Genomic DNA, 12,034 nt, shown 5'->3' on the forward strand with positions numbered 1-12,034 from the left:
ACCGGGGGCCGCCATCCCGAGTACGCCGAACGGGTGAACGGGGAGAGGTGCTCGACCGTCCCGGACACCCCGAAGAAGCCCAGGTCACCGGCCGCGGCCCGGGTCCACGTCAGCCTGCCCGCCGGGTCTCCTCCACGAAGGCGGTCACGACCTCCACGTACTCCTCCGGGCTCGTCGCATGAGGGACGTGTCCGGAACCCTCGAAGATGTGGGCCCTCGCCTGCGGCAGCGCCTCCAGTCGGGCCGTGATCGGGTGCAGCCACTCGGGGCTGGTCGTGCCGTGCGTGACCAGCAGGGGAACGGGACGGGCGGCGAGGCGGTCGAGATCGAGGGCGGCCCAGGCCAGGTCGCCGTGCTCGTCCAGGAAGGTGGGGGCGTTGGCGACCACGGTGTCGCGAGCCTTCTCGGGGAGTTTGTCCCACTCCCCCGGGCCCAGCGCGATCTCGTCCATGAACCGGCGCGCTCCCTCCAGGTCCTCGCCCGCGCGCAGGTGGTCGAGGACGGCGGCCAGCTCGCGCAGGACCGACGTCGTCATCGGCCGCAGTACGGGATCGTCGGCGACGAGGTCCAGGAGCGGCGGCTCGTGCACGGTGAGTCCGCGGAAGAGTTCGGGTCGCCGGGCGGCGAGGCCCAGTGCGGTCGACGCGCCGAAGGAGTTGGCCGCCACGTACACCGGCCCGGGCCCGAGCGTCGCGATCAGCGCGGCCAGGTCCTCCTCGTCCTCGACGCGGGTCCCCTGCCCGGGTGGGCGTTCGCTGCGGCCGTGCCCGCGGCGGTCGTAGACCAGGACCCGGAACCGCTCCGCGAAGGCGTCGCGGACACGCACCCATGCGTAGTGGTCGTCCCAGGATCCGTGCACCAGGACCAACGGGTCGCCGTCGCCCACGACTTCGCGGTAGAGGTCCACCCCGTTCACTTCGACTCGTGGCATACCGCTGCTCCCCTTCATCGACCGAGTTCATGGACCGCATTCATGGACCGCATGCATGGACCGAACTGCCGTGCTGGTCAGTCCAGTTGCGGCCGGCAGGTCACGACTGCTCGCGCAGTCTGCGCCAGACCGCCTTCGCCGCGTTGTGCCCCGACATGCCGTGCACACCGGGCCCCGGTGGCGTGGCCGAGGAGCAGATGAAGACGGCGGGGTGCGGGGTGGTGTACGGCGACAGGGAGAGCTTGGGGCGCAGCAGGGTCTGCAGGCCCGAGACCGCGCCGGAGCCGATGTCGCCGCCGACGTAGTTGGCGTTGCGCGCGGCGAGTTCGGGTGGTCCGGCGATCGCGCGGGCGAGGACGCGGTCGCGGAACCCCGGGGCGAAGCGCTCCAGTTGGCGTTCCATCGCGTCCGTGAGGTCGCCGGTCCAGCCGCTGGGGACATGTCCGTAGGCCCAGAAGACCTGCTTGCCCTCGGGTGCGCGGCCGGGGTCGACGACACCGGGCTGCACCGTGATCAGGAACGGCCGGTCGGGCGCCCGGCCCTCCCGGGAAGCGGCGCGCAGTGCGATGCCGATCTCCGCGCTGTCGGCGCCGATCTGTACGGTGCCGGCGACGCGGGCCTGCTCGGCGGTCCACGGCACCGGGCCGTCCAGCGCGTAGTCGACCTTGAAGACTCCCGGGCCGTAGCGGTAGCCCTCGTAGTAGCGGCCGAAGCCCGCGATGCGGGCCAGGGCGGTGGGCGAGGTGTCGAAGACGTACGCGCGGGCGGGCGGCAGGTCGTCGAGGCGCTTGACCTCGTAGTCCGTGTGGACCGTGCCGCCGAGGTCCTTGAGGTAGGCGGCGAGCGCGTCGGAGATGGACTGGGAGCCGCCGCGGGCGACCGGCCAGCCGTGCGCGTGCGCGGCGAGGGCGAAGACCAGGCCGATCGCGCCGGTGGCGAAGCCTGAGAGCGGGGCCATGACGTGCGCGACGAGGCCCGCGAAGAGCGCCTTGGCGCGCTCGTCGTGGAAGCGGCGGGTCAGCCAGGTCGACGGGGGCAGACCGACGAGACCGAAGCGCGCGAGGGTCACCGGGTCGCGCGGGAGCGAGGTGAGCGGCAGCGACATGAAGTCGCGCACCAGGGTGTCCCACTTGAGGAGGAAGGGCTCGACCAGCCTGCGGTACGGTCCCGCGTCCCGGGGCCCGAAGGAGGCGGCCGTCTCGGCGACCGACCGGGACAGCACTGCGGCGGTGCCGTCGGTGAAGGGGTGCGCCATGGGCAGCTCGGGCTGGAGCCACTCCAGGCCGTACCGCTCCAGGGGCAGGGCACGGAACGCCGGGGAGCTGATCCCGAGCGGGTGGGCGGCCGAGCAGGGGTCGTGGCGGAAGCCGGGCAGGGTGAGCTCTTCCGTACGGGCTCCCCCGCCCACGGTGTCACGGGCCTCGAAGACCGCCACGGAGAAGCCGCGACGGGCCAGCTCCACGGCCGCGGTCAGCCCGTTGGGCCCCGCTCCCACCACGACCACATCGAGCATCGACGGCACCTTCGGACCCCTTCGTCAGCCGATGGCCTGCGGGGTCAGGATATGACGGGGCACTGACACCTTTGGGTCACGGGTGCTGCACATTGGGGCGGTCATCGGGAGACGACGTGCCCCCGACAGCGCCCCCGATCGCGTCCGGACCATCCCCGACCTCCCCGGTCTCCTGGGTCTTCGCCGTCCCGTCCTCCTGGTCAGGCCGTGCCCGACAGCAGTCCCACGATCCGGCGCGCCGTGGCGGCGTCGCGGGCCGCGGTGAACGGCAGGGCGTTGCCGCCCGTCACGCGGAACGGCTCCCCGGTGATCGTGAGGTGCGTGCCGCCCGCCTCCTCGACCAGCAGGATGCCCGCCGCGTGGTCCCAGGCGGCCTCCCAGGAGAACGCCGTCGCGTCCAACTCGCCGCGGGCGATGGCGAGATACTCAAGGCCCGCCGAGCCGCACGCGCGCGGGGCGACACCCTCCGTCCACAGGCCCAGCAGGGCGCGCTTCTCCTCGGCCGTCGTGTAGTCCGGGTGGGAGGTGGCCACTTCGAGGTCGCGGCCGGGGGCGGGCGGTCCTGCGTGCAGCCGCTCGCCGTTGAGGTAGGCGCCCTGACCCTTCACGGCCGTGGCGAGCAGGCCGAGCGCCGGAGCGTAGGTCCAGGAGGCGAGCAGGACCCCGTGGTGCGCGAGGGCGACCAGCGTGGAGAATCCGGGGTCGCCGTGCACGAACTGGCGGGTCCCGTCGACCGGATCGACTATCCAGACCGGCGCCTCGCCCTGTATCGCCTCGTACGTCGCCGGGTTGGCGTGCACCGCCTCCTCGCCGACCACGACGGAACCCGGCAGCAGGGCGCTCAGCACCCCGGTCAGGTACTTCTCGGCCAGGCGGTCGGCGTCCGTCACCAGGTCGTGCGGTCCGGCCTTCTCGTCGACCTCGTGCGCGGCGAGCCGGCGGAAGCGCGGCGTGATCTCCTTCGCGGCGGCCTCACGGACCGCCTGCTCGACGTCGGCCGAGTGCTGTGCGAGAAACTCTTCGATGGTTTCCGTGTCTTCGATCATGCCTCCATGAGAGCACGCGCCACTGACAATCCCCACCCGCCCGGTGCACACCGGGTGGAATCGGCATGAAATCCCGGCACGCCATGATCTCGGCGCTCCCGACGCCGAGGGCGCCCGCTCAGCGGCCCACCGCCGCCCACTCGCTCAACGCCCCACCGCATACCCCTGCATCCCGCGCGGGTTCGCCGCCGCCGACAGGACGCCGGTCCGCGGATCCCGCGCGACCGCGCACAGCCGGCCCTCCGACCAGGCGTCGCCGACGGTCACGTCGTGCCCGCGCCGCCGCAACTCCGCGACGACCTCCGGATCCGTACGGGACTCCACCGTCACGCTCCCCGGCCGCATCCCGCGCGGGTAGAACGATCCGGGGAAGCTGTCGTTGTGCCAGTTCGGGGCGTCGATCGCGCCCTGGAGGTCGAGGCCGCCGCGCACCGGTGCGCGCAGGGCGACGGCGAGGAAGAAGTGCAGCTGCCACTGGTCCTGCTGGTCTCCCCCGGGCGTACCGAAGGCCATGACCGGGACGCCGTCGCGCAGGGCGATGGACGGCGTGAGGGTGGTGCGGGGGCGGCGGCCCGGGGTGAGGGAGTTCGGCAGGCCCTCCTCCAGCCAGGTCATCTGGAGCCGCGTGCCGAGCGGGAAGCCCAGCTCGGGCACGACGGGGTTGGACTGGAGCCAGCCGCCGCTCGGCGTGGCCGCGACCATGTTGCCCCAGCGGTCGACGACATCGAGATGGCAGGTGTCGCCCCGGGTGGCGCCGTCGGACCCGACCTCGCTGTCGCCGACCGGCATCGCCACCGTCGGCTCACCGGCCCCCATCGGATCGAACCCGGGATCGTCGGTGGCGACCACGCACGCGTGCGTGCTGAGTCGCGGGACGCGCCCGCCCGGACTCCCGGGCCGCAGTTCGTACGAGGCCTTGTCGTCGACGAGGCGGCGCCGGGCCGCGTTGTAGTCGGCGGACAGCAACTCGCCGAGCGGCACCCGGTCCGCGCCCTCCGCGTCCCCGTACCAGGCCTCCCGGTCGGCCATGGCGAGCTTGCAGCCCTCGATCAGCAGGTGGACGTACTCGGCGGAGCCGTACTCCGGCAGCTCGGTCAACTCCGGGGCGAGCAGGGCGAGTTGCTGGAGCAGGACCGGGCCCTGGCTCCAGGGCCCCGCCTTGCACAGGGTCCAGCCGTGCCAGTCGTACGTCGCCGGCGCCTCGTAGGTCGCGGACCAGCCGGCGAGGTCGGCGGCCGTGAGGGTGCCGGTGTGGCGCTCGCCGCTGGTGTCCATGGTGGGGCGCCCGGACTGCTGTATCAGGGCCTCGGCGATGAAGCCGGAGCGCCACACCTCGCGCGCGGCCTCGATCTGCGCGATCCGGTCGCCCGCCCCGGCGACCTCGGCGAGCAGGCGCGTCCAGGTGGCGGCGAGGGCGGGGTTGCGCAGCAGTTCGCCGGGGCGCGGGGCCTTTCCGCCGGGCAGGTAGACCTCGGCGGAGGACGTCCACTCGGTCTCGAAGAGCTCCCGTACCGCCTCCACCGTGGCGCCGACGTTCTCCACGGGCGCGTGGCCGTCCTCGGCGTACCCGATGGCGTATTTGAGCACCTGGGCAAGGGACTTGGTGCCGTGGTCGCGCAGGAGGAGCATCCAGGCGTCGAAGGCGCCGGGCACAGCGGCGGCGAGCGGTCCCGTGCCGGGGACGAGATCGAGGCCGAGCCCCTTGTAGTGCGCGACCGTCGCTCCGGCGGGGGCGACGCCCTGGCCGCACAGCACGCGTACCTCGCCGCCCGCGGGCGCGAGCAGGATCGGCACCTCGCCGGCGGGGCCGTTCAGATGCGGTTCGACGACGTGCAGGACGAATGCGCCCGCCACGGCCGCGTCGTAGGCGTTGCCGCCGTCCTCCAGGACGGCCATCGCGGACTGCGAGGCCAGCCAGTGGGTCGAGGACACCATGCCGAAGGTGCCCTGCAGGGTCGGCCGGGTCGTGAACGGCATCTCTCACCTCTCGCTGCTCGCACGCCTCGGTCGGTCCGATCGTCGGTCCGACCGTCGGTCCGCTCGTCGGCCCGATCAGCGCTCCGGATCTTGCAGCAGGCTATGCCCATCCGGGCGTTCTACGAAGGTTTTGCGAACTCACGGGCATCCCATGAACCGCCTCCCACCTGCGCGAAGTCCCCTTTGCCCGGTTGGCGGGAGGCTCGGTAATCCCGAGTTCACCGGCCTTCCCTTCCTCGCCGTTCTACGCGCGTGGTGTCATGCACGCGCCCACGCCCCCCAGGTGGGCGTCAACTCGACCAGGAGTCACACATGTTGAGGCAGGAGTCACACATGTTGAGGAAGGTCCTCGTGCGCGCGGGTGTCGCTCTGGCGGCCGGCGCCGCCGTGCTCGCCACCTCCGTCCCCGCCAATGCCGCGAGCTACACCGCGTTCGCCTTCTCGCAGAGCGGCAGCCAGCCCACCATCTACGACTTCATCAACTCGGCGACCTCCTCGCTCGACATGACCATGTACGAGCTGGAGGACACGACCGCGGTCAACGACCTGATAGCCCTGAAGAACAAGGGCGTCACCGTGCGGGTCGTCCTCGACCGCGCGCACCAGTCCGCGAACAGCTCGGCGTACACGGCCCTGACGAACGCGGGCGTGGGTGTGGTGTGGTCGCCGTCGAGCTTCGTCTACACCCACCAGAAGACGATCACCGTGGACGGCACCAAGTCGCTTGTCCTGACCGGCAATCTGACCTCGCAGTACTACTCGACGGGCCGCGACTACGGGGTGTTCACGGACGACACCCGTGATGTCGCCGCGATCGAGAAGGTGTTCAACGCGGACTACGCCGGGACCTCGGTCACCCCGACCGACGGCGACCACCTGCTCTGGTCCCCCACGGACTCGCGCAGCCGGCTGGTGTCCGTCATCAACGCCGCGACGAAGACGCTGGACGTCGAGGAGTTGGAGTTCAGCGACAGCACGGTGGTCAACGCCATCGTGGCGCGGGCGAAGGCTGGCGTGACCGTCCGGGTGGTCCTGGAGACGCCGGGCGACTACTCCAGCCAGGTCTCCGCGATCAAGGCGGCGGGCGGCACGGTCGTCGGCTACTCCGACCCGGACGGGTTCTACATCCACGCCAAGGCCATGGTCGCCGACTACGGCCTGTCCACCCAGGAGGTGGAGGCGGGTTCCATGAACATCAGCAGCAACTCGCTCTCCAACAACCGGGAGTTGGGGATCATCCTCACCGGCACGGGAGTGGCCCAGTCGGTGGCCACGACCATCGAGACGACCTTCAAGAGCGACTACGCGGGCGGTACGGCCGCTTAGTTACTCAGGCTGCGCCCGATCCGTCACGACCGCCGTCTGCCCACCGTGAGCACGTGCCCGCTCGTGCCGAGCAGCGTCGGCTCGGACTCGATGCGCCGGGTGGCCGCCAATACGGCCTCCCGGCGGTCGGGGTCGTCGAGCCACGCGTCGAGCCCGCCCATCAGCCAGGCGACACCCTCCAGGCCGTACTGCCCCTCCGGGACGAGCCCCGCGTCGGTGAACTCGCCCGGAACCTCGGCGGGTTGGGCGAAGTAGGCGGTGGTGAAGAGGCCGCCCTCGGGTCCGTGCAGGCCGTTGTCACCTTCGGCGTCGGTGCGGGCCCGCCGCTCGGGGTCGAAGTAGAGCTCTCGGTGGAGCAGGTCGTGCAGGCCCGCGAACCGGTTGATGGTGGCCGCCACCACCGGTCCCCCAGGGCGGACCGCTCGGTGCGCCTCGGCCAACGCCCGTACCCGGTCGGCCCGTTCGGGCAGGTGGTACAGCGGGCCGAGCAGCAGTACCACGTCGTATTCGGCGTCGGCGACGGGCAGCGACCGCGCGTCCCCGGACCTGGCCGTCACCCCGGGCAGTCGGTCGGCCTGCTCAACGTGCAGCGGTACGGGGTCGACGAGTTCGACCTCGTACCCGTCCCGGGCGAGCCACTCGGCGTGCACTCCACTGCCGCCGCCGACGTCCAGCACGCGCGCGGGAGCCGGCGGCAGGATCCGGTGCAGCACGTCCTGCGTGCGCCAGAACTCCAGTCGCCCGGCGCCGCCTTGTCTGAGGCGCCCGTCCTCCTCGCCACGGCCGTAGTAGGCGAGGATCTCCTCGCGGACGGTGGGCTCCTGAGCGCGTGTCGTCTCCGTCATGGCACCAGCCTGCTGACCCGCGGCCGCCGCCCGCAAAGGGTTATGCGCCGCGCGCGACCACCAGCCCCGACTCGTAGGCGAACACGACCAGTTGGGCCCGGTCCCGCGCGCCCAGCTTCGTCATCGCGCGGCTGATGTGGGTCTTCGCCGTGAAGGGGCTGATGACCATGTGGGCGGCGATCTCCTCGTTGGTCAGACCCCGGGCGGCCAGAGCGGTCACCTCGCGTTCGCGGCGGGTCAGACAGTCCAGGCCGGGCGCCGTCGACCGGTCCGGCGGCCGGGACACGAACTCGCCGATGAGGGTGCGGGTGACGGCCGGCGAGAGCAGGGCCTCGCCGCCCGCGACCACCTCGATGGCCTGGAGCAGGTCGGCCGGTTCGGTGTCCTTCAGGAGGAAGCCGCTGGCGCCCGCGCGCAGGGCTTCGAAGACGTACTCGTCGAGGCCGTAGTTGGTGAGCATCACGACCCGCACGGCCGCGAGGGCGGGGTCCGCGGCGATGTGGCGGGTCGTCTCGATGCCCGTCATCACCGGCATCTGTACGTCGATCAGCGCGATGTCGGGCACGACGGCGCGGACGAGGGCCAGGCCCTGCGCGCCGTCCGCCGCCTCGCCGACCACCTCGACGGCGTCCTCGGCCTCCAGCAACGCCCGGAAACCGGCCCGCATCAGCGCCTGGTCGTCGATCAGCGCGACCCTGATCATCCCGTCTCCCCCAACGGCAGCCGGGCCCGCACCGCGAAGCCGCCCTCCGTGCGCGGGGCTGCGTCCAGCGTGCCGCCGAGAGCCGTGACGCGCTCGCGCATGCCGGTGAGGCCCACGCCCGGGGTCGGTGGGCGGTCCGGGTCGGCGGTGCCGTCGTCCTCGACCCGTATCGTCAAGTCGGCCTCGTCGTAGGCGAGTTGCACCTGAACCTTGGCCGGTCCCGCGTGCCGGGCCGCGTTGGTCAGCGCCTCCTGGACGATGCGGTACACGGCACGGTCGACCGTGGCCGCCAGCGGCCGTTCCTCGCCGGTCACCGTGAGCTCGACGGCGAGTCCCGCGGCACAGGCCCGCTCCACCAACAGCGCGGGCGTGCCGGTGGGTTCGTCGGTGCGCAGTATCTCCAGCGTGGCGCGGAGTTCGCGCATGGCCTCGCCGCTCGCGTCCTGGATGGCGAGCAGCGCGGGCGGCACCTCCTCGCCGCGCTTGCGGGCCAGGTGGACGGCGACGCCCGCCTGGAGCTTGACGATGGAGATGCTGTGGGTGAGCGAGTCGTGCAACTCCCTTGCTATGCGCAGGCGTTCCTCGCCCGCCCGGCGCAACGCCGCCTCCTCCCGGGTGCGTTCGGCCTCCAGGGCGCGCTGTTCCGTCTGGCGCAGGTACGCCTGCCAGTTGCGGTCGGCGAGGCCGGTGACCACGGCGCACAGGAACCAGCCCGCGAGCAGCGCCGCCTTCTCGGCCACCTCCTCGGTCGTCGGGCCGGTGGCAACGTAGGCCGCCAGGAAGGCCACGCCCGCGCCCGCCGCGTAACCCCGGTGTCCCGCGCGGGAGGCCGTGTGCACGGCGGCGAGGACGGGCAGGGCTGCCAGCGGTCCCGGGTGCGCGTGCACGACATACGCCCCGCCGGCGACCGTGGCGACGGCGAGCACCGCCAGCGGGGCCGTGCGGTAGAACGCCAGGGCCGCCGAGGCCAGGGCGATGAGCACGTAGTCGACGGGCACGGTGTCCGCGTCGAAGGCGGCCGTGGTCACGACGAGCGCGCCGACGACGACCGCGAGGGCCGCGTCGGCGAGGTTCCTGCGTACGACCGGATTCCCACTCCCCATGTCCGCACAGTAGACGGCACCGCCGACACCGGCGTCAGCCCTGTGGACGGCTCTCGGGCTACTCCCGGTGCAGTAGTCCGCGGCCCCGGCACACCCGTCGGCGTCCCTCGAACTCCCTTCGTCCGTACGACGACCGGGGGCACCCCCGCGGCGCACGCTGCTGCCATGTCCACAGCCTTCCGCTTCACTCAGCCGCCGGCGCCAGGTGCGGCGACCGGCCGCGTCGCCGAGGTGTACGCGCAACTCGCCCACGACTTCGGCATCGACAAGGCGGCCACCTTCGTGGTCCTCTCCTCCGCGCCCGAACTCCTCGCCCCCGCTTGGGCGTTGATGCGCGAGTCGCTGATCGCCGGGGCGGGCAGCCGCACCGGCAAGGAGCTGGCCGCGTACGGGGTGTCGCGCGCAAACCGGTGCCCGTTCTGCGTGTCCGCGCACACCGTCCTGCTGCACGCCACCGGCGACCACGCGCTCGCCGAGCAACTGGCGCGCGGGGAGCGGCCGGAGAACGACGCGCACGCGCGTGTGCTCCACTGGGGAGAGCACACGCGCGTGCCCGGCGCCGACCTGGAGCCGTATCCGTTCCCGCGCGAGCACGCGCCCGCCTACCTGGGCACGGCGTTCGCCTTCCACTTCATCAACCGGATCGTGTCGGCGCTGCTGACCGAGCGGCTGCTGCCGGGCAACGCCGAGCGACTGCGCCCGGTACGGAGTCTGGCGGGCCGCTCGCTGGCCGGGACCGTACGCCGTGCCGCCGTACCTGGTGCGTCCCTTCCACTCCTCGACGCGCCACCCCCTGGACCGTCCTGGGCGGCCGGCACCGCGGTCGGCCCGGCCTACGGCGCCCTGCGCGAGGCGGCGCTGGCGGGCGCGGACCTGCTCGACGCCGACGACCAGGCCCTCGTACGGCGGACCGTGGGCAGGTGGGACGGCTCGCATCCGCCGCTCGACCTGCCCGGGATCCCCGACCGGCGTGAGCGTCCTGGCGCACGCCTGGCGCTGCTGGCCGCGCTCGCGCCGTACCGCATCACGGACGCGGACGTGGCGGCCTGGCGGCGACCGGAGCACACCGACCACTGCCTGGTCCACCTCGTCGCGTACGGCGCGTTCGCGGCCGTGGACCGCATAGAGAGCGCACTCGCCCTGCCCACCACCCGGGAGACCCGATGAACAAAACGGCCGAAGCGCCAGAAAACATAGCCACCCGACGAGAGCGCTACGACATCCTCGGCGGCGGTGCGCACGACGCCCTGTTCGCGGGCGCCGGCGTCAAACTCGCCGACCGCGTCCTCGACGTCGGCTGCGGCACCGGGGCCACCACTCGGATCGCCGCGCGGCTCGCCGCCCGTGGTCATGTCGTCGGCGTCGACACGGAGGCGGCACCGCTGCGCAGGGCGCGTGAGCGCACCCGCGCGGAGAAGATCCGGAATGCCGCGTATGTGCAGGCGGACGCCGAAGTACACCCGTTCCCGCGCGCCGGGTACGACGTCGTCGTGAGCCGTGGCGCCGTGATGTTCTTCACCGATCCCGTGGCCGGATTCGGGAACCTGTGGCGGACGTTGCTGCCGGGCGGGCGGCTGGCGTTCGTGTGCCCGCGGTCCCTCTCCGACCCGGTCCGCATCCGCGAGATCCTGCGGAGCTACGAGAACATCACGGTCAGGCCCGTACCCGTGGCGACGGTCTGGGGCGGCGACTCGACGGACGCCGGCACCGGGCGGCTACGGGGAGATGTCTGGCTGGTCACCGCGAAACGCCCGCGCTGAGGGGCCGTCAGCCGTGAGGCCTGCGTGATCGGCCGCGTACGGAGCGAGTTGGCACTTCCGTCTCACAGGGACTCGTGTGAAACTGGCGCCCCCGTCCGCAGTGCGGACCCGTCCGCACACCGTCCCCCACCGAAAAGTGTGCCGTGCGCGATTTTCCTCTGCCGCTCGCTCTGACGGCGCGTATCTCCCCTGTCGTCGTGCTGGCCGCGGCGGGCTGGGCCCTGTCGTCCGGACCGTTCGCCACCACGTCGTCCGCCGACTCCCAGAACAAGCAGGAGAGCGGGCGGACGAGCACGCAGTCGCCCTCCGCGCCCGCGACGGCAGCGGTGTCCAAGTCGTACTCGGCCTCCCCCGCGCCCTGCGGCAGCCTGGCCAAGAAGACGATCACCTCGCTGGTGCCCGGCGCCAAGACGGCCGGAAAGGAGATCAAGTCCACGGACGCGAAGATCCGCCGGACCTGCTCGTGGAACGCCCTCAAGGGCTTCGACTACCGCTGGCTCGACGTGTCCTTCGAGATCATGGACTCCGAGGCGGCGGCGCAGAAGTCGTACAAGGAACGGCTCACGGAGAAGAGCGGCGGCGGCGCGGTTCCCGGACTCGGCGACACCGCCTACTCGGTGGTGAACCTGACCACCGAGGACAAGCAGCAGACGCGCGAGGGCGAGGTGGTGGCCCAGGTGTCCAACGCGCTGGTGATCGTCACCTACAACGGCAGCGACTTCGAGTCGAAGAAGGCCCCGAGCACGGACGAGATCAACAAGGGCGCCATCAAGGCCGCCAAGGAGGCGGTCTCCGCGTTGAAGGGCGGCCTGGCCAGCTAGGGCTGCTTG

At 72.3% G+C, this 12,034-nt stretch carries 11 protein-coding genes; 4 read left to right on the forward strand and 7 right to left on the reverse strand.

Annotated features, from left to right (window positions below; all coding sequences use genetic code 11):
• Window positions 1-109: 109 nt before the first annotated feature.
• The 4 genes from ACWDR3_RS10205 to ACWDR3_RS10220 all read right to left on the reverse strand — a co-directional run bounded on the left by ACWDR3_RS10205 (window position 110) and on the right by ACWDR3_RS10220 (window position 5,467).
• Window positions 110-931, reverse strand: a complete 822-nt coding sequence (locus ACWDR3_RS10205; protein WP_450352013.1) for an alpha/beta fold hydrolase — start codon at window positions 929-931, stop codon at window positions 110-112.
• A 100-nt stretch (window positions 932-1,031) separates the two neighbouring features.
• Window positions 1,032-2,444, reverse strand: coding sequence for a phytoene desaturase family protein (locus tag ACWDR3_RS10210; RefSeq protein ID WP_450352014.1), 1,413 nt, complete (start codon window positions 2,442-2,444; stop codon window positions 1,032-1,034).
• A 200-nt stretch (window positions 2,445-2,644) separates the two neighbouring features.
• Entirely contained in the window at window positions 2,645-3,490 is an 846-nt protein-coding gene (locus ACWDR3_RS10215) for an inositol monophosphatase family protein (RefSeq protein ID WP_450352015.1), read from the reverse strand.
• A 144-nt stretch (window positions 3,491-3,634) separates the two neighbouring features.
• Complete coding sequence (locus ACWDR3_RS10220) at window positions 3,635-5,467, reverse strand: gamma-glutamyltransferase family protein (protein WP_450352016.1); 1,833 nt, start codon at window positions 5,465-5,467, stop codon at window positions 3,635-3,637.
• A 333-nt stretch (window positions 5,468-5,800) separates the two neighbouring features.
• Here ACWDR3_RS10220 and ACWDR3_RS10225 point away from each other — a divergent pair, with 333 nt between their 5' ends.
• On the forward strand, window positions 5,801-6,793 hold the full coding sequence (locus tag ACWDR3_RS10225) for a phospholipase D-like domain-containing protein (RefSeq protein ID WP_450352017.1): 993 nt from the start codon (window positions 5,801-5,803) through the stop codon (window positions 6,791-6,793).
• 23 nt (window positions 6,794-6,816) lie between these two features.
• On the opposite strand, the gene ACWDR3_RS10230 is transcribed toward ACWDR3_RS10225, so the two are convergent.
• Genes ACWDR3_RS10230 through ACWDR3_RS10240 form a run of 3 tightly spaced genes read right to left on the reverse strand, consistent with a single transcriptional unit; the run spans window position 6,817 to window position 9,444 of the window.
• On the reverse strand, window positions 6,817-7,638 hold the full coding sequence (locus ACWDR3_RS10230) for a class I SAM-dependent methyltransferase (RefSeq protein WP_450352018.1): 822 nt from the start codon (window positions 7,636-7,638) through the stop codon (window positions 6,817-6,819).
• A 40-nt stretch (window positions 7,639-7,678) separates the two neighbouring features.
• On the reverse strand, window positions 7,679-8,341 hold the full coding sequence (locus ACWDR3_RS10235) for a response regulator (RefSeq protein WP_450352019.1): 663 nt from the start codon (window positions 8,339-8,341) through the stop codon (window positions 7,679-7,681).
• Window positions 8,338-9,444, reverse strand: a complete 1,107-nt coding sequence (locus ACWDR3_RS10240; protein ID WP_450352020.1) for a sensor histidine kinase — start codon at window positions 9,442-9,444, stop codon at window positions 8,338-8,340. Before ACWDR3_RS10240 ends, ACWDR3_RS10235 begins: the two co-directional genes overlap by 4 nt.
• A gap of 165 nt (window positions 9,445-9,609) precedes the next feature.
• On the opposite strand from ACWDR3_RS10240, the gene ACWDR3_RS10245 reads away from it, so the two are divergent.
• From ACWDR3_RS10245 to ACWDR3_RS10255, 3 genes are all read left to right on the forward strand, one after another.
• The gene (locus tag ACWDR3_RS10245) at window positions 9,610-10,611 is read left to right on the forward strand and encodes a carboxymuconolactone decarboxylase family protein (RefSeq protein WP_450352021.1); all 1,002 of its coding nucleotides are present in this window, start codon (window positions 9,610-9,612) and stop codon (window positions 10,609-10,611) included.
• On the forward strand, window positions 10,608-11,204 hold the full coding sequence (locus ACWDR3_RS10250) for a class I SAM-dependent methyltransferase (protein ID WP_450352022.1): 597 nt from the start codon (window positions 10,608-10,610) through the stop codon (window positions 11,202-11,204). Before ACWDR3_RS10245 ends, ACWDR3_RS10250 begins: the two co-directional genes overlap by 4 nt.
• 143 nt (window positions 11,205-11,347) lie before the next feature.
• Complete coding sequence (locus ACWDR3_RS10255; protein WP_450352023.1) at window positions 11,348-12,025, forward strand: hypothetical protein; 678 nt, start codon at window positions 11,348-11,350, stop codon at window positions 12,023-12,025.
• Window positions 12,026-12,034: the final 9 nt, after the last annotated feature.

The sequence above is a fragment of the Streptomyces sp. NPDC001002 genome (assembly GCF_053599215.1).